We start from the raw sequence: 17,174 nt of genomic DNA on the forward strand, positions 1-17,174 counted from the left end.
GACCGCCTCGACTGGCAAGCCTGATCAGCCGAGGTCCGCCAGAGTGACTGTATAACGACCTATTCACCACGTCTTATCAGACGGCGATCCGGTGCTCGTCACCTCCGCGGCCTCGGCCAGTTGCAGACCAGCTCAAGATGAGGAACCCGCAGGCGAACGTTCACCCCTGCTCCGGCTCCAGGCCCTTCCGTTCATGATGTCGAGGCCGCCGGCGGCACGCGCTCCGCCGGCGGCCAAGACATCCTCAGGCGCGAGAACCTCGGCTCATGACCGGACCACGCCCGTCAGCGCGGCCACGGCCGCGGCGGTGCGGCGGCCGCTGGTGAAGCAGGCGATGCCGAACTGCTCCGCGAGCTGCAGGCTGCGCGGGGAAGGGCGGGTGTAGCTGTAGATCACCAGCGGCACCCGGCCCGCCAGTTCGGTCAGCTCCGCGGCCTCCCGTTCGAGCTGCTTGGCGTCGGCGAGGGTGGCGACCAGGACGAGGACGTCGACTTCGCCGCTGTCGGCGAGGAGGCGCAGGATCGGGGTCACGCCGCCGCGGCTGAGGACTTGCGCGGTGGTGTCCACGGGGTTCGCCGGGCTGCCGTAGGACGGGATGAGGGTCCGCAGCCGCGTCTGCAGGCCCTCGCTGAGCACGGGCAGGTCCAGGCCCGCGAGGACGAGGTCGTCGGCGAGCCAGGTGCCGGCGCCGCCCGAGGTCGTCACGACGCCGACGCGGCGGCCGGCCGGGGTGCGGGTCCGCGAGAACACCAGGGCGAGGTCCACCAGCGCTTCCTGGTCGGCGGCCGCCACGATGCCGCCTTCGCGTATGGCTCGGGCGAATTCGGTCGCGTCGCCCGGGTCGTGCGCGGTGTGGGCGAGTGCGGCGCGGCGCCCAGCGGCGGTGCTGCCGACTTTAGCCAAGATCACGTGCTTGCCGCGGGCCCGCGCGGCCAGGCCGATCTTCGCCAGCCGTTCCGGGGCAGCCAGGCCTTCGACGAACAGCAGCAGCACCCGCGTCGCCGGGTCGGCCACGAGGTGGGCCGCCACGTCGGCCAGGTCCAGGTCGACCTCGTTGCCGGTGCTGACCACGTGGCTGAACCCGAGCCCGCGTCCGAGGCCGTCGTTGAACAACGCGAACCCCAGCCCGCCGCTCTGGGCGACGACCGCGACGTCCCCGGCGATCAGCCGGTCGAGCCCGCGGTCGTAGTTGATCGTCGGGGAAAACCCGAGCGGGATCGTGTCGACGACGTTCATCGTGCCCTCGGCGTTCGGCCCCAGCACCCGCATTTCGGGGAACCGGTCGCACAATTCGCGCAGCTCGCGCTGGCGCCCGTCGCCGTCGTACTGCTCGGCGAACCCGGAGCTGATGATCACCACGAACCGCACGCCCGCGCGCCCGCATTCGGCGACGACGCCGTTGACGCGTTCGGCGTTCACCACCACCAGCGCGACGTCGACCGGACCCGGCACCGCCTCGATGCCGGGGTAGCAGCGCAGGCCGTCGACGGTGTCGTAGCGGGGGTTCACCGGGTACACGGCGCCGCGGTAGTCGTGCTGGGACAGGATCCGTTGCGGCAGACCGGAAATGATGTCCGGCGTCGCTGACGCGCCGATGATCGCGACCGAGTCCGGGCGCAGCAGCGGGCCCAGGTCGGCGGTCACGCCGTGCGTCCCAGCGCAGCGCCGCCGAGGATGTCGCGCGCGATGAGGAACCGGTGGATCTCACTCGGCCCCTCGACGACCCTGGCCACCCGCAGCCCGCGGAACCAGTGCTCCAGCGGCAGGTCCTTGGTCATGCCCATGCCGCCCAGGATCTGCATCATCGCGTCCACCACGGCGAACCCGGCCTCGGTGCCGTACAGCTTCGCGATCGAGGCCTTCGTCCGCGCGTCGCGGCCCTGGTCGGCGTCCCAGGCCGCCTCCCACGTCAGGTGGCGAGCGGCGCTGATGCGCACCCGCGCGTCCGCGATCGCGAACTGCACGGCCTGCCGGGTCGCCAGCAGCGCGCCGAACGTCTCACGGGACTTCGCCCAGTCGGTCGCGATGCGGACGGCCTCCTCGGCGACGCCGATCGCCTGCGCCGCGTAACGCAGCCGGCCCCGCACCAGCCACTGCTGCGCCAGCCCGAAGCCCTGGCCCTCCTCGCCGACGAGGTTCTCCGCCGGCACGACCACGTCGTCGAAACGCACTTCGGTGGTCCAGTGATCGCGCAGCACGGGCACGGGGGTCACGGTCATCCCGGGAGCGCCGCCGTCGACGATGAGCGCGCTGATCCCGTTGCGCCCGGCGGCGCGGTCGGTGCGGGCGTAGACGATGCCGTAGCGGGCGGAGTCCGCACCGGTGGTCCAGAGCTTGTGCCCGTTGATGCGGTAGGTGTCGCCGTCGCGCGTCGCGGTCGTGCGGATCGCGCGGGCGGGGTCTGATCCGCCGGTCGGCTCGCTGATCGCGGTGAAGGCGGACCAGGAGTTCTCGATCGTGGGCAGCACGTACTGCTCGATCTGGTGCGGGCTGCCCTTGTACAGCACCACCGGCGGCTCGATCCCGAACACGCCGCCGCCCGGGGACGGGAAGCTGTAGCGGTGCTTGGCCATCTGCTCGGTCAGCACCGTGCCCTCGAACGTGCTCAGCCCGCCACCACCGAACTCCTTCGGTGCCTCCAGGCACCAGAATCCGGCGTCCCGCGCCTTCTTCCGCAACGCCGCCAGCTGCTCGGCCGGGATCGCGCGCGCGTCGCCGGGCACCGCCGACTCGGCGGGCACGATCTCCTCGCGCACGAACTCGGCGATCGTGTCCGACAGCATCTTGAGGTCTTCCGGCAGGTCGAAACCCTGGAACGGCAAGGGAAATCCTTTCTGGTCAGCGGCCGAGGTAGACACCGGGGCGCTTCTCCCGGAACGCGGTGAGCGCCTCGGCCGAGTCCTCGGTGGACGTCACCACGGCCATGTGGGACGAGATGAGGTCCAGCGCGGTGCGCAGGTCGCTGCGCGCGGATTGGTAGACGGCCCGTTTGATCGTGCGCACGGCGATCGGGGGAGCGTCGGCGAGCTTGCGGGCGAGCGTGTGCACGGCCGAGGGCAGCTCGTCGTCGTCGACCACGTGGTTGGCGATGCCCAGGCGCGCGGCCTCCTCGGCGTCGATGAAGTCGCCGGTGAGCAGCAGTTCCAGCGCCTTGGCCTGGCCCACGAGCCGCGGCAGGTAGTAGCAGCCGCCGTCGCCGGGCACGAGGCCGACGCGGATGTAACCCTCCGACAGCCGCGCCGACCGGGCGATGATCCGCAGGTCGCACATGAGCGCCATGTCCATGCCCGCCCCGACCGCCGCGCCGTTGATCCCCGCGATCACCGGCTTGTCCAGGTCCTCCAGCGCGAACGGGATGCGGTGGATGTGCTCGCTCAGCTGGTTCTTGCGCTGCAACGGGGCCGCGCGCTCACCGGACATCGACGACAGGTCCACGCCCGAGCAGAACGCGTCCCCCGCGCCGGTCAGCACGAGCACGCGGACGTCCGGGTCCGTGCGGGCGTCGACGAGGATCTGCGCCCACTGGTCGATCATCTCGTGGGTGAAGGCGTTCTTGCGGTGCGGCCGGTTCAGCAGGATCGTGCCGATGCCGTCCGCCTTCGTGTACTCCAGGTCGGCCATGAACAGCTCCTCTAGTCGGTCAGCAGCTTCGAGGGGGACAGCTCGTCGAGGTCGCGCCGCGGCGCGAAGCTCTTGCCGCAGGCCATCACCCCGGCGCCGATCAAGACGAGCGCGGCGGAGATCAGCGGGATCGCGGTCGGCACCGCCGAGTCGATGAGCGCGCCGCCGATGATCGGCATGAACGACAGCGTCAGGAACGAGCAGCCCAGTGAGAACGAGGTCCCGGTGCCGCGCAGTTCGGTCGGGTAGGACTCGGTGGTGTAGCGGGTGTAGCAGCCGAACGTGCCGTTGCCGAAGAACCCGAACGCCACCAGGCTCACCGTCGCGGTGGTGAAGGACAGGCCGGGGATCGCGAGCAGTGCGAGCGCCGCCGCGGCCAGCACCGAGTAGCCCGTCATCAGCCACTTCGAGGGCAGGTAGTCGGCGAGCCACCCCACGAGGATCTGGCTGCCCAGCGCGACCCAGTTGCTCAGGCCGAACAAGAAAGCCGCCCCGCCGAGCGAAAGGTGGTCGACGTGCACCAGATACGTGGTGACCACGCCGATGATCAGCCCGATCCCGCCGTTGATGCAGAACCCGAAGACGCTGGTGACGATCGTCTGCCGGCGCTGCTCGGGCGTGAACAACTTGCGCCAGCCCGGCCGGTGCTCGATCGCGCGCCGCTCGGTCGCGGACTTGACCTGCTTGAACCGCGCGGAGTCCCGCAGGAACCAGCCGGCCCCGAGCACGAGCAGCAACGGGGCGAACGCGAGGTAGAACAGGGGCCGCCAGCCGTGCGCGGGCAGCAGCACCGCGGCGATCGTGCCCGCGATCCCGGCGCCCAGCGGATATCCGGCCTGCACGAACCCCATCAGCACACCGCGCCGGCGCCGGGGTGCTTCCTCGGCGACGAGCGTGTTGATCACCGGTTCGGTGAGCCCGTAGGAGGTCGAAACCAGCAGCCGCACCACGATGAACTGCCACGCGTTGGCCACCAAGGCGGTCAGGCCGCCGAAGATCCCGGTGCCGACCAGGGAGAGCTGGAAGTTCGCGCGGCGCCCGATCCGGTCGATCAGCCGCCCGGCCAGCACCGGGGCGGCGAACGTCACGAACGAGAACACCCCGACGAGATATTCTATTGTGGACAGTGACAGGTGCAGCGCCGGGGCCAGCGCGGGCACGGCGACGCCGAGCATCACGTTGTCCATCGACACCAGTGCCCACGCGAGAAAGGCGAGCACGACCACGAAGGTCACGTAACCGGTGCTGCTGGCGCCGGCCGGCGGGGCGAGGTGTGCGGACCGGGGATGGGCAGAAGTCATGACGGTGCCTCCTTGCACGCGTCGCGGCGCACCCAGGGCAGGGCGGAACCCACCGGCGCGCAGGCCGGTGTCACGGTCCCAGGGGCGCTACCGGTGGGGGTGGGAGAGCACCGAGACGACGTTCTGCTCGCCGGCGCCCCGATGGTCGTCCATGAACTGGATCAACCGGTCTGCATCGCCGCGCCGCAGCGCGTCGATGAGCTTGTCGTGATCGTCCACGATGCGCACCCGGGCGGCGCGCTCGGTGCTGTAGACCAGCCGGTAGGGCGTGGTCTTGTCCCACAGCCGCGCCGTTTCGGCCACGATGTGGGTCAGGCCGGACAGCCGGAACATCCGGAAGTGGAAGTCCCGGTTGAGGTGCCTGAGCTCGCGGGAGGGGTTGTCGATCAGCTCGGCCATCCGCGCGTTGAGCTCGGTGAGCGCGGCCAGCTCGGACTCGGGCACCGACGTGATCCGCCGCAGCAGCTCGGTTTCGAGCAGCCGCCGCATCAGGTAGATCTGGCTCAGCTCGTCCGCCGACAGCCGCGCCACCACGAACCCGCCGCTGGGGGAGGGCTCGACGAGGCCCTCGGCTTCGAGGTTCTTCAGCGCTTCACGCACCGGGACCCGGCTGATGCCCAGCTGCTCGGCGATCGCCGCCTGCCGGATCGGCTGGCCGGGCAGCAGCACGCCGTCGTGCACCAGTTCCCGCAGCGCCAGCACGGCCCGTTCCGCGAGCGAGATCGCCCTTGCCTGAGCGGGTGTCTCGGGCATTCGGGCCTCCTCGCTCGCGGTGAATACAATCATGAATACGCTGTCGTATTCGACCCCGTCAAGCCCCTGACCGTGCTGCGTGGGTTGGGCGAAATGCGGTGAAGGTGACCTTTGACGCGGGCTTCAGCCGTGCGGGAAGCGATCCTGTTCCGCGGTCGGCGACGAGCGTCGCGGCGCTCTCGGTCGAGTGCGGCAGCCGAGGAGCCCGCACGCGGAAAGTCCGGTTCCTCGTGCGCAGCGACAATGACGTATTCCCGGCGAAAGACGCATCGGAAAAGAAAAGGACTGCCCTTTGCCGTGTTTGTCCGTGGCGTTCCGGCGGAACTGCGTGGTGTGCGCGCGGTCACGTTTGCCGGAGCGGGGGTTCGGGCCTACGCTGACCGAGGTTTTGACAGGCACCTCGTTAGGTGAGGCTTCTGTCCGGACACAGGCCACTGATCTGACGACGTCGAGAGACGCCCAAGGTTAGGACAGGTTTCCCCGGGCTAAGGGGTAATCCGAAGTGGCTTCTCGTCGGGAGACGGGACACGCCGGGCAGTGCCAAAGCTCTTACGAGAGGTGGGGTGCGCCGCCCGCGTTCGTCGTGGGTGGCCGTCCGTGCCATGTGTTCGGTGCCGGTGGTCGGCCGGCGCCCGTGGCCGGGTGGAGGTGAGGGCAGTGCCAGACAGTAGTCCGGGTCGAAGTCGACCCCGTTCCCGTTTTCCCGTTTCGCTGTCTTCGCTTTTTCCCGGCATCCGCTGAACCCTGGCCCGCAGCGCCGACACCCCGAGGGGGTGGCTTTGGCGTGCGCTCGCAACGCCCGGGAACCCGGTGCCCTGACCGGTCCCGTCCGGGGCCGTGAGAGGTGGTTTCCATGACCTCGGCCGTGAACCGTTCCGCCGTGCTGGACTCCGCGCACACCGGCGACATCAAGGGTGCCCTGGGCACCATCCGCTTCGACGACGACGGGCCCCGCCGGGGCCTGCCGGCCAAACTCAAGACGCTGCTCGCGATCGTCGGCCCGGGCCTGATCGTGATGGTCGGCGACAACGACGCCGGCGCGTTCGCCACCTACGGCCAGGCCGGCCAGGACTACGGCACCCACCTGCTGTGGACCTTGCTGCTCCTCGTCCCGGTGCTGTACGTGAACCAGGAAATGGTGCTGCGCCTCGGCGCGGTCACCGGCGTCGGGCACGCGCGGCTGATCCTGGAACGCTTCGGGAAGTTCTGGGGAGCCTTCAGCGTGCTCGACCTGTTCCTGCTCAACGCGCTGACGCTGGTGACCGAGTTCATCGGCGTCACGATGGCCGCGGGTTACCTCGGGCTGCCGAAGCTCCTGTCGGTCGTGCTGGCCGCCGGGGTGATCATCGCGGCGGCGTTCACCGGGTCGTTCCGCCGCTTCGAACGCACCGCGGTGCTCTTCTGCCTCGGTTCGCTGCTGCTGATCCCGATCTCCGTGGCCGCGCACCCGCCGATCGGCCGGCTGGTCCACGGTTTCGCCGTGCCCTCGCTGCCCGCCGGCTCGACCGGGATGGCGGCGCTGATGCTGCTGGTGATCGGCATCGTCGGCACCACCGTGGCGCCGTGGCAGCTGTTCTTCCAGCAGTCCTACGTGATCGACAAGCGCATCACCCCGCGGTTCCTGCGCTACGAGAAGGCCGATCTGTGGCTCGGCATCGTGATCGTGGTCGTCGGCGCCGCGGCGATCACGGGCCTCGGGGCGGCGGCGTTCGCCGGGACGAAGGACTTCGGGCACTTCACCGACAGCACCGGCATGGCGAAGGGCCTCGCCGCGTACGCGGGCAAGACCGTCGGGGCGCTGTTCGCCGTGGCGTTGCTGGACGCTTCGATCATCGGCGCGTTCGCGGTGTCGCTGTCCAGCGCCTACGCCTTGGGCGACGTGCTGGGCATCAAGCACTCCCTGCACCGCGGAGTCAAGCAGGCCAAGGGGTTCTACGCCGTCTACGCCGGGCTCATCGGCGTCGCCGCGACGATCGTGCTGATCCCCGGTTCCCCGCTGGGGCTGCTGACCGAAGGCGTGCAAACCCTCGCCGGCGTGCTGCTGCCCTCGGCGACGGTCTTCCTGTTGTTGCTGTGCAACGACCGGCAAGTGCTCGGCCCCTGGGTCAACGGCCGGGCCACCAACGTGTTCACCTCCGTCGTCGTGGGCCTCCTGGTGACCCTGTCGGTGGTGCTGACCGTCGCGGTGCTCTACCCCGGCGTCACGGCGGGGCAGATCCTGAAGATCGTCGCCGTCTGCGCGGGGGCGGGCGGGGCGGCGGGCGGCTACGGCCTGCTGCGCCGGCGTGCCCGCACGGCCGCCTCGCCCGTCGACCGGACCGGTCGTGAGCACTGGCGGATGCCGCCCCTCACCGAGCTGGCCCGGCCCGTGATGACGACCGGGGGCAAGATCGGGATGGGCGCCCTGCGCACCTATCTGGCCGTCGCGATGGTCCTCGTCATCGTGAAGATCGCGCAGGCCGTGCTCGCCGGCTGACCCGGCACGCTGCCGCCCGGTTCCGCGCGGGCGGCAGCGTGCTCCCGGCGAGTCCACAGTGGAATTCCGTGGCCGGCTTGTCCACCCGACAGGATTCCGCCGTGCGGGCGGAACCTCCCAAGGTCGGTTGACACGGGAACCGGAGCCTGACGAGCATGGAGTTCAGATCAGGGCTGACAACGTTGTCAAACGAACCAGCGGGAGCGACGTGACCCAGGTGAATCGCAGACGTTTCCTGTCCGGTGGAATCGCCGTCGCCGGTGGTGGTGTTCTCGGCGCGCTCGGGCTGTCCGGCGTGGCGGGCGCGGCGCCCGGCACCGCGCCCGCCAGTGCCGCGGGCGGCCACCCCCTGCGCCTCGACGGCGACGAGATCACGAGCGGCTGGACCTTCACCGCGGCCGACGCCACGACGGCACCCGCGGACCGGCTGGCGAGCGCGCAGTCCGTCGCCGGCCTGAAGCCGGCCGTCGTGCCGGGGACACCGCTCACGAGCATGATCGCCAACGGCGAGTACCCCGATCCGCTCTACGGCCACATCGTGACCGACACGGTCCCGGACACCCTCAAGGACACCGGCTACTGGTACCGCGTCGCGTTCCCCGTGCCGCGGCTGATCCCGGGCCAGCGGTTCTGGCTGCGGTTCGAGGGCATCAACTACCTCGGGACCATCTGGCTCGACGGCACCGAAGTGGGCACCATCGAAGGTGCGTTCAAACGGGGCGTCTTCGACGTCACGGACATCGTCGCGAAAGCGGACGGCACGGCTCATCTCGCGGTGCTGGTCGGCAAGCTGGATTACGCCGAACAACCGTCGTTGCCGAGCTACGCCAGCGGGGTGACCCGTGGCGGGCGCAACGGCGGCAAGACGGGCATCACCTTGAAGAACGGGCCGACGTTCTTCTGCACGGCGGGCTGGGACTGGCTGCCCACCATCCCCGACCGGGACCTCGGCATCTGGCAGCCGGTCACCTGGTCCACCACCGGTCCGGTCCGGTTGACCGACGTGCACGTCGACCCCGTGATGTCGGCCGATCTGCGCACGGCCGACATCACGGTCGGCCTCACCCTCGACAGCGCGTTCGACAAGCCGAAATCCTTGGTGGTGAAGGGATCCCTCGACGGTCACGACTTCGCGCGGACCGTCACCGTGCCCGCGGGCGCGTCCTCGCTCACACTCACGTCGAAAGACCTCGCCGCTCTGCGGCTGAACCGCCCGAAGCTCTGGTGGCCCAACGGGTACGGCGACCCCTACCGCTACCGGCTGACGATCGGCGTCGAAGCCGGCGGCCAGGTGCACGACGAGCGGACGGTGGACTTCGGTGTCCGGCGGATCGAATACACCCGGCCGATCCAGTCACCGTCCGGCTCGCCGGTCGACTGCCTGGCGGTCACGGTCAACAACCAGCCGATCCTGGTGATGGGCGGCAACTGGGGCCTGGACGAAGCGCTCAAGCGCATCCCGCGGGTCCGGCTGCGCGAACAGGTGCGGCTGCACCGCGACGCCAACCTGAACCTGATCCGCAACTGGAACGGCCAGAGCAGCACCGAAGACTTCTTCGACGCGTGCGACGAGTACGGCATCCTCGTCTGGCAGGACTTCTTCTGCTCGACCGAAGGCCCGCCGCCGGAAAACGTCGCGCGCGACCTGGCCAACATCCGCGACTGCATCGTGCGGTTCCGCAACCACCCGTCGGTCCTGCTCTGGTGCGGCGGCAACGAGGGCCCGCCGCCGCAGCCGCTGATCGACGGCTTGGACGCGCTGGTCGCGGAGCTGGACCCCCAGCGGGCTGCGCTGACCAGTTCGGCCGGCGACACCGGCAAGGACCCGATCGGCGGGTACAGCTCGGGCGGGCCGTACCACTGGGTCACCCCGAGCACCCACTTCTCCCTCAACGACGGCACGCACTGGCCGCCGTTCCACAACGAGGTCGGCTCGTACTCGATCCCGACGCTGGAGTTCATCAGGAAGATGCTCCCCGAGGCGTCGTGGGAGCACCCGGACGATTCCTGGGCCGACCGCGACGTCAACGGCAACGGGGGCAACGGCGGCGGCGCGGGGTACCTCCAGCTCACCGCCCAGCGCTACGGCGAACTGCGCAACCTCCCGGACTTCGCCCGCAAGTCCCAGCTGATGAACTACGAGTGCATCAAGGCGATCTACGAGGCGCACACCGCGAACATGGGCAGTGCCGCACCGGGCAAGCCGTACCCGCGCACCGGCGTCATCATGTGGATGACCAATCCCGCGCAGCCCAGCTTCGTCTGGCAGATGTACAGCCACGACCTCGAGGCGCATTCGTCGTTCTACGCGGTCCAGCACGCGTGCCGGCGGGTGAACGTGATCCTCAACAGCCAGACCCTTGACGTGGTGGTGGCCAACCACACCGGCGCGGCGGTGCGGGGTGCCGTCGCCGTCACGCTGTACGACTTGAACGGGACCGAGTTCGCCGGCGCTTCCTTGCCCGTCGGCGGGGCGGCCGCCGCCGACCACACCGTGATCGGCAGCATCGCCGGGCAGCTGACCGGCGCGCCCTCCGACGTAGCTTTCGTGCGGCTCTCGTTCAAGGACGCACACGGCGCGGAACTGGTCCGCAACTTCTACTGGGTCGAGAACCCCGCGCGGGCAGCGGGATTCGTCAGCCTCGACGACGCGCCCGCGGCCGCCGTTTCCGTCGTGGCCACCACTGAGCACGGGCGCGACGGCCTCGAGCTGACGGTGGACGTCGAGAACACCGGGCCGGCCGTGGCGCTGATGCTGCACCTGCAGGTCTACGACACCCGCACCGGCGACCGCGTCCTGCCGGCCACGTTCAGCGACAACTACCTCAACCTGGCGGGCGGCGAGTCGGCCACGACCCGCGTCCAGCTGACCGGCGACCAGACCCGGCACCGCGACCTCGGCGTCCGCATCGACGGCTGGAAGATCGACCAGCACGCCTCCCGCTTGAAGGGACACGGGCTGGTGGTGACGTTCAACCAGGCGGCGCTGTCCACCCATCCGGCGACGAACACCTTCGGCCGGTAACCGGAACACGCGGGAATGGCCGGCCTCGGCCGGCCATTCCTGTGATCCGGGGTCCAGCCCGTTCGGGCTCGGGCCGGCTAGATGTCGAGGTGGGAATCGACGTCGTCGCCGCGGAGTTCGACGTTCGCGCCGACCGACTTCATCAGGCGCTGCGCCGCCTTGTTGTCCGTGGAGGTCGACGCGACGTACCGGCCGCCGTTGCCTTCGCGGGCCGCGTCGATCAGGGTTTCGGTGACCCACCTGCCGATGCCGCGGCCCCGGGCCCAGCGGGCGACCCAGACCCTGGCCTCGATCTCGACCGACTTGCCGCGGTGGACCGGGTGCAGCCGCGCGGCGCCGACGATGGTGCCGCCGACCTGGATGGTCCAGGCGGTCTCGGTCGCCGTGTCGGGGTTGAGCGAGCGCCGTCGGTGGAACTGCAGGAACGCTTCGCGCCGTTCGGGTGTCCAGCCCGGTGGGCCGTCCACCTCCGGCATGACGTCGATGGGGTCGGCGCCCTTGACCGCCACTTCGAGCAGGCGCGGCAAAGCCTGCTCGTCCAGGGGGGCCAGGACGATCTCGGAATCGGAGCCTCCGGTCACCCGGGAATCTTGCCATGCCGAGCCGCCGGACGCGAAGGCCAGGGCGCCGAGAGGCGGATGTTTTTCCGGCCGCGGGTCTCCGACCTGCACCGCGAGCCCGCGGCCGGGCTCGTGACAGCCGGAGCCGGAGGTCTTCCCGGCGCTCACGGACGGCGCCTGGGCCGGCGCAGGTGCCGGCGGTCGGCGGTCTGGGCCACCGCCGCGGAGGCCACGATCGCGGCCGCGCCGGCCACCCAGAGCGCGGGAAGCCAGATCCGCACGGAGGCGATGTCCGGGTGCAGCCGGACGAAGGCGAGCATGACCAGAGCCAGCGGCAGGGTGGTGGCCAAGACGCTGATCCGGCTGTACCCGAACCGGATGAACAGCGGGAACTGGATCGCGACGTTGAGGGCGAACAACGCCCAGGAGGCACTCAGCATCGTCAGGAGAGTGCGGCCGTCCAACGGCGCAGCTTGGACCCGCGAGAGCAGCAGAGCCAGTGCCGTTCCAGCGGAGGCGGTGCCGAGGAAAGTCGCCAGGGCCCAGGCGTAGTGCCCGTACAGCACCGTCCGGCGGGGCAGCGGCAGGACGGCGTACAGGGTCTCCAGGCCCGCCTTGTCGGCGACGGTGAACGGATACGCGGCTACCTGCGACGTGACCAGCAGGACGAGCGCCGGCACGAGCACGTGGGGACTCTTGACGTCGATCAGCACCACCAGTCCGAACAGCAGGAGGCCCTGGTTGCGGTACGGCGCGACGGTGCGCAGGTCCAGCAGGGCCATGCGCGCGATGCCGGTCATGCCGGCTCCCGCGTGGGCATCGGAGAGCCGGGTTCGCACCGGTGGGGGCCGGATCCGGTGGCAGGGCCCGGATCCTGCGGCGGCCGCGGCGCGCGGGCTCCGATGTGGACGGCGATCTCCTCGAGGGTCGGAGCCTCGACGAGGACGTCTCCGTCGAGCAGATCGGCTTCCTCGGTGCGGACGAGAGCCTGCGCTCCGGCCGGCGTCCGCCGGACCCCGATCAGCTCGACGCCGACGGGGTCGCTGAGGTCGTCCGGGCCGCCGCGCACCACCCGGTAGGCGTCCAGGAGTTCGTCCTTGGTGCCGGTCCGGACGATGCGGCCGTCGTGGATCAGCGTCACGTAGTCGCCGATGCGGTCCAGGTCGGAGGTGATGTGCGTGGAGAACAGCACGCTGTGTCCCTCGTCGACGAGGAAGTCCCCGATGATGCCGATCAGCTCTTCGCGGGCGACGGGGTCCAGACCGCTGGTCGGCTCGTCGAAGACGAGCAGCCGGGCCTGGTGCGAGAGCGCGACGGCGATCATGAGCTTCATCGCCATGCCCCGGGACAGGTCTTTGACCTTGGCCCGCGGATCCAGGCCGAAGTCGTCGAGCAGGCGGCGGTAGCGCCCGGCGTCCCAGCGGTCGTAGAAGGGACGCAGCGTCCGTTCGACCTCGGCCAGCCGCCAGTCGCGCACGAGATAGGTGTGGTCGAGCACCACCCCGACGTCCTGGCGCAGGGCGACCGGTCCGGGCACCGGGTGGCCGAGCAGTTCGATCTCGCCCGCGTCGATCCCGCGCATGCCGAGCAGGCAGCGGATCGTCGTCGTCTTGCCCGCGCCGTTGGCGCCGATGAAGCCCATGACGTAGCCCGTCGGCAGGCTGAAGCTGACATCGCGCAACGCGAAGTTGTCGCCCACCGCGGTGCTCACGCCGCGCAGGGCGAACGCGAGGTCGTCACTCACTGGCAGTCCCTCCGGATTCCGGCCGTGCTCCTGTTTTCCGGCCCTGCTAACGGTTTGCGTCCTGGCTCTCGGCCTCGAGAAGCCCGTCCAGGATCCCGATGACGTCGGCGCGCCGCAGGCCGGCCCGGTGGGCGGCGTCCAGTGCGGTCTGCAGTCCGTCTTCCACCTGGCGCAGCAGCTGCTCCCGGACGAGCTCCGAGTCCAGCGGCAAGACGTAGGCGCCCTTGCCGGGGACCGTGGCGATGAAGCCCTCGGCGGCCAGCTCGGTGTAGGCGCGGGTGGTGGTGATGACGCTGATCCGGAGATCACGCGCGAGGGCGCGGACCGAGGGCAGCACACTGCCCTCGGCGAGCTCGCCCGTGAGGATGGCCGTGCCCACCTGCTCCTTGATCTGGTGGTACAGCGGCACTCCGGCGCTGTTGGACAACACCACCCGCACGACGGACCTCCCGCTCACCGGCTCCTTGCTGACTGTACATGAACACTATATACAGACAGGACGGTGGTGCGGCAAGCGGAATCTCGACTCTGATCGGGCGGGTGCGGCGGGTAAGCCCGGCGCCGGCTCAGCGCTCGTGTCCCCAGTAGACGGTCTTGGACCACGTTTAGAAGTCGACCGCGGCCGGGCCCTGTTCGCGGAACGTGGCCGACGACGAGTCCTTCACGCCGCCGAAGGGCACGTTGAGGTCGAGGCCCGTGGTGGGGCGGTTGACCTTCACGACGCCGGCTTCGGCGTGCGCGGCGAAGTGGTGCGCCAGCGCGAGATCGCGAGTGCACAGGCCCGCAGTGAGGCCATACGGGGAGTCGTTCACCAGCGCGAGCCCCTCGTCGTAGTCGGCGGCCGGGAGGACCGCGACGACCGGGCCGAACACCTCGCGGCGCGCGACGTCGTGGTCGTGGGCGACGCCGGTGAGCACGGTGGCGGGCAGGAACGGCCCGTCGGCCCGCCCGCCCGTCGCGACCGACGCACCCTGTTCGCGCGCCCGCTCGACGGCGGCCAGGTCCGTGGCCAGTTGGTCCGAGCTCACCACCGGACCCATCGTGGTGCCCGCGGCGAGACCGTCGCCGGGGGAGAAGCGGGCGGCTTCCTTGACGAGGGCCTCGGTGAACGCCTCGCGGACGCCCGGTGTGCAGTAGACGCGCGAGGTCGCCGTGCACGCCTGCCCGGTGAGGCCGAACGCGCCCGCCGCGACGATGCGCGCCGCGGCGGCCGGGTCGGCGTCGTCGAGCACGAGGCAGGCGTTCTTACCGCCCATTTCGAGCTGCACGCGGGCCCGCCGCGCGGACAGGACCTGGTGCAGCCGCAGCCCGACCTCGGTCGACCCGGTGAACGAGAGCGCCCGCACCCGCTCGTCGGCGGCGAGCGCGGCACCGACCACGGAACCCTCGCCGTGCACGACGTTGAGCACGCCCGCGGGCAGGCCCGCGGCTACCAGCGCGGCAGCGAGGTGCGTCGCCGACGCCGGGGTCAGCTCGGCCGGCTTGAGCACGACGGTGTTGCCGCTGACCAGCGCCGGCGCGAGCTTCCACGCGGGGATGGCGATCGGGAAGTTCCACGGCGTGATGAGCCCGGCCACGCCGAGCGGTTCGGGCCGGGTGACCACGCTCGTGTCCGGGGTGCCGCTCGGGAAGGACTCGCCCGTGCGCTGCCAGCCGTGCGCGCCGAAGTAGCGCAGCACGTCGATGGCCCGGCGCACCTCGCCGCGCGCCTCGGCCAGCGTCTTGCCCTCCTCCTGGACGAGATCGGTGGCCACTTCCTCGTGGCGGGAGCGCAGCACGTCGGCGGCGTCGAGGAGGATCGCGCCGCGGGCCGGTGCCGGTGTGGCCGCCCAGGCGCGCCGCGCGTCGTCGGCCGCCGCCAGCGCGCGATCCACAGTGGACTCGTCACCGGCCGGGGCGCGCACCGCGATCTCGCCGGGACGGGCCGGGTTGTGCCGTTCCCGTTCGGGCTCGCCCGTCCACCGGCCGCCGATCAGGTGCTTCGCAGTCGTCGTCATGCCGCTCCTTCGCGGTTGTTCAGAGAGCCGGGACCAGGCCGCCGTCGCAGCGGAGTGCGGTGCCGGTGACGTAGGAAGCGGGTGCGCCGCACAGAAATGCGGCCGCCGCACCGAATTCCGCCGGATCGCCGTAGCGGCCCGCGGGGATGGCCGCCCGTGCCGCTCGCCGCACAGCCTCGACGTCCCGGCCGCTGCGCTCGGCGTTGGCGGCGTCCAGCGCCGCGACCCGGTCGGTCGCGATCCGGCCGGGCAACAGCAGATTCACCGTCACCCCGTCAGCGGCGACCTCCCCGGCGAGGGTCTTGAGGTACCCGGCGAGCGCGGCGCGGCCGAGGTTGGACAACACGAGGTTCGGAATCGGCGCGGCGACGCCGCTCGAGCCGATCGCGAGAATCCGGCCCCAGCCGCGCTCGCGCATCGCGGGCAGCAGCCGTGCCACCAGCCGCACGTGCGGGTGCACCAGTGAAGCGACGGCCGAGTCCACGTCCGCCACCGTGGTGCCGGTCGCGGAACCAGGCTTCGGGCCGGGCCCGTTCAGGACCAGTACGTCGATCGGACCGAACCCGGCCGTCGCCGCGTCGGCGAGCCGGTCCGGCCCGTCCTCGGTGGTCAGGTCGGCCTCGAGCCCGATCGCGCCGGGCAGCTGGGCGGCGATGGCCCGCGCCCGTGAGCCCCGCCGTCCGCTCACCGCCACGCGGGCGCCTTCCGCGGCCAGCGCCCGCGCGACCGCCTCGCCGAGCCCACCGGTCGACGCGCACACCAGCGCGGACCGCCCGGTCAGTCCCAGGTCCATCACGCCACCCCGGTCAGCGTCGCGACCGCGTTCACGTGCCGGTTCAGCTGTTCACGCAGCACTTCCGGCAGCGACGCGGCGGGCGGGCGCACCCCCGCCTCCGCGATGAAGCCCCGCCGGCGCAGGCATTCCTTGCGGATCGCCAGCGCCACCTTCGCCTGCTGCTCGAAGTTCACCAGCGGCAGGTACGGCAGGAACGCCTCGCGCGCCGCGGAAAAGCCGCCCGTCCGCCACGCTTCGACGCACGCGAGCAGGCCCTCGGGGAAGGAGAACCCGGTCATCGCGCCCGCCGCGCCCGCGGCCAGCTCGTCGAGGAGCCCGAGTCCGCCGAGCCCGCCGAACACCGGCACGTCGAGGGCTTCGGTGAGCGTCGCGATCGCCGTGGTCGTCGGTGGCGCCTCGGCTTTCACCGCGACCACGCCCGGCGTCGCGGACAGAGCGGCGGCGAGGGCGGACGGTCCGATGTGGACACCGGAGACCAGCGGGTAGTCCTGCACGACCAGCCCGGCGCCGGTGGCCTCGTGCACGGCACCGAGGTGTCGCGAAAGGACGTGCGGGTCCCCGGAGTTGACCTGCACCATCGCCCCGGCCAGCCGCGGCCCGGCGAGCTCGGCCGCCAGCGCGACCTCCTCGATCACCGGCGCGGTCGACAGTCCGGTCGCGCCGACCACCAGCGGCAGGTCGACGCTGTCGAGCACCGTCTCCAGCACCGCGCGGCGTTCGGCGGTGTCGAGCCGGGCGGCTTCGCCGAACACCCCGAGCACGGTGAGGCCCGCGACCCCGAGCCCCGCGTAGTGCTCGACGAGCCGCGCCAGGCCCGGTTCGTCGACCGCGAAGGCCGAGCCCGTGAACGGCGTGGCCACGACCCCCCAGACACCCGCTGCCAGCACCGGCTTCCCGTCCT

Annotated in this window: 14 protein-coding genes and 1 riboswitch; of the genes, 2 read left to right on the forward strand and 12 right to left on the reverse strand. The window is 71.1% G+C overall.

Annotation, left to right across the window (positions count from 1 at the left end; genetic code table 11):
* Positions 1–264 precede the first annotated feature (264 nt).
* The 5 genes from ACIA77_RS30850 to ACIA77_RS30870 all read right to left on the reverse strand — a co-directional run bounded on the left by ACIA77_RS30850 (position 265) and on the right by ACIA77_RS30870 (position 5,675).
* Positions 265–1,644, reverse strand: a complete 1,380-nt coding sequence (locus tag ACIA77_RS30850) for a CoA-binding protein (RefSeq protein ID WP_395889519.1) — start codon at positions 1,642–1,644, stop codon at positions 265–267.
* Positions 1,641–2,822, reverse strand: coding sequence for an acyl-CoA dehydrogenase family protein (locus ACIA77_RS30855; RefSeq protein ID WP_395889520.1), 1,182 nt, complete (start codon positions 2,820–2,822; stop codon positions 1,641–1,643). The genes ACIA77_RS30850 and ACIA77_RS30855 overlap by 4 nt, the downstream gene beginning before the upstream one ends.
* Positions 2,823–2,838: 16 nt before the next feature.
* Positions 2,839–3,621 (reverse strand): enoyl-CoA hydratase/isomerase family protein, encoded by a 783-nt coding sequence (locus ACIA77_RS30860; RefSeq protein WP_395889521.1) that lies wholly within the window; start codon positions 3,619–3,621, stop codon positions 2,839–2,841.
* Between the two features lie 11 nt (positions 3,622–3,632).
* Positions 3,633–4,922 (reverse strand): MFS transporter, encoded by a 1,290-nt coding sequence (locus tag ACIA77_RS30865; protein ID WP_395889522.1) that lies wholly within the window; start codon positions 4,920–4,922, stop codon positions 3,633–3,635.
* An 87-nt stretch (positions 4,923–5,009) separates the two neighbouring features.
* Positions 5,010–5,675 (reverse strand): GntR family transcriptional regulator, encoded by a 666-nt coding sequence (locus ACIA77_RS30870; protein ID WP_395889523.1) that lies wholly within the window; start codon positions 5,673–5,675, stop codon positions 5,010–5,012.
* A 392-nt stretch (positions 5,676–6,067) separates the two neighbouring features.
* Positions 6,068–6,240: riboswitch (M-box (ykoK) riboswitch) on the forward strand.
* A gap of 288 nt (positions 6,241–6,528) precedes the next feature.
* Here ACIA77_RS30870 and ACIA77_RS30875 point away from each other — a divergent pair.
* On the forward strand, positions 6,529–8,151 hold the full coding sequence (locus tag ACIA77_RS30875; protein ID WP_395889524.1) for an NRAMP family divalent metal transporter: 1,623 nt from the start codon (positions 6,529–6,531) through the stop codon (positions 8,149–8,151).
* A 208-nt stretch (positions 8,152–8,359) separates the two neighbouring features.
* On the forward strand, positions 8,360–11,176 hold the full coding sequence (locus ACIA77_RS30880; RefSeq protein WP_395889525.1) for a glycosyl hydrolase 2 galactose-binding domain-containing protein: 2,817 nt from the start codon (positions 8,360–8,362) through the stop codon (positions 11,174–11,176).
* 77 nt (positions 11,177–11,253) lie between these two features.
* Here ACIA77_RS30880 and ACIA77_RS30885 read toward each other — a convergent pair whose 3' ends face one another.
* From ACIA77_RS30885 to ACIA77_RS30915, 7 genes are all read right to left on the reverse strand, one after another.
* Positions 11,254–11,757, reverse strand: coding sequence for a GNAT family N-acetyltransferase (locus ACIA77_RS30885; protein WP_395889526.1), 504 nt, complete (start codon positions 11,755–11,757; stop codon positions 11,254–11,256).
* A gap of 143 nt (positions 11,758–11,900) precedes the next feature.
* The gene (locus ACIA77_RS30890; protein ID WP_395889527.1) at positions 11,901–12,536 is read right to left on the reverse strand and encodes an ABC-2 transporter permease; all 636 of its coding nucleotides are present in this window, start codon (positions 12,534–12,536) and stop codon (positions 11,901–11,903) included.
* Positions 12,533–13,480, reverse strand: a complete 948-nt coding sequence (locus tag ACIA77_RS30895; RefSeq protein ID WP_395889528.1) for an ABC transporter ATP-binding protein — start codon at positions 13,478–13,480, stop codon at positions 12,533–12,535. The genes ACIA77_RS30890 and ACIA77_RS30895 overlap by 4 nt, the downstream gene beginning before the upstream one ends.
* Positions 13,481–13,526: 46 nt before the next feature.
* Positions 13,527–13,937, reverse strand: a complete 411-nt coding sequence (locus ACIA77_RS30900) for a GntR family transcriptional regulator (RefSeq protein WP_395889529.1) — start codon at positions 13,935–13,937, stop codon at positions 13,527–13,529.
* Positions 13,938–14,085: 148 nt separating this feature from the next.
* Positions 14,086–15,477, reverse strand: a complete 1,392-nt coding sequence (locus ACIA77_RS30905; protein WP_395889530.1) for an aldehyde dehydrogenase family protein — start codon at positions 15,475–15,477, stop codon at positions 14,086–14,088.
* A 19-nt stretch (positions 15,478–15,496) separates the two neighbouring features.
* The gene (locus ACIA77_RS30910; protein ID WP_395889531.1) at positions 15,497–16,270 is read right to left on the reverse strand and encodes an SDR family oxidoreductase; all 774 of its coding nucleotides are present in this window, start codon (positions 16,268–16,270) and stop codon (positions 15,497–15,499) included.
* Positions 16,270–17,160, reverse strand: coding sequence for a dihydrodipicolinate synthase family protein (locus ACIA77_RS30915; protein WP_395889532.1), 891 nt, complete (start codon positions 17,158–17,160; stop codon positions 16,270–16,272). The genes ACIA77_RS30910 and ACIA77_RS30915 overlap by 1 nt, the downstream gene beginning before the upstream one ends.
* Between the last annotated feature and the right edge of the window lie 14 nt (positions 17,161–17,174).

This window comes from Amycolatopsis sp. NPDC051903, from assembly GCF_044452505.1.
Lineage (GTDB): Bacteria > Actinomycetota > Actinomycetes > Mycobacteriales > Pseudonocardiaceae > Amycolatopsis.

Bases quoted from the DNA above. Each gene is read 5' to 3' on its own strand.
- ACIA77_RS30875 (WP_395889524.1), top strand. From the start codon at position 6,529: ATGACCTCGGCCGTGAACCGTTCCGCCGTGCTGGACTCCGCGCACACC.
- ACIA77_RS30890 (WP_395889527.1), bottom strand. From the start codon at position 12,536: ATGACCGGCATCGCGCGCATGGCCCTGCTGGACCTGCGCACCGTCGCG.
- ACIA77_RS30910 (WP_395889531.1), bottom strand. From the start codon at position 16,270: ATGGACCTGGGACTGACCGGGCGGTCCGCGCTGGTGTGCGCGTCGACC.
- ACIA77_RS30860 (WP_395889521.1), bottom strand. From the start codon at position 3,621: ATGGCCGACCTGGAGTACACGAAGGCGGACGGCATCGGCACGATCCTG.
- ACIA77_RS30870 (WP_395889523.1), bottom strand. From the start codon at position 5,675: ATGCCCGAGACACCCGCTCAGGCAAGGGCGATCTCGCTCGCGGAACGG.
- ACIA77_RS30865 (WP_395889522.1), bottom strand. From the start codon at position 4,922: ATGACTTCTGCCCATCCCCGGTCCGCACACCTCGCCCCGCCGGCCGGC.
- ACIA77_RS30905 (WP_395889530.1), bottom strand. From the start codon at position 15,477: ATGACGACGACTGCGAAGCACCTGATCGGCGGCCGGTGGACGGGCGAG.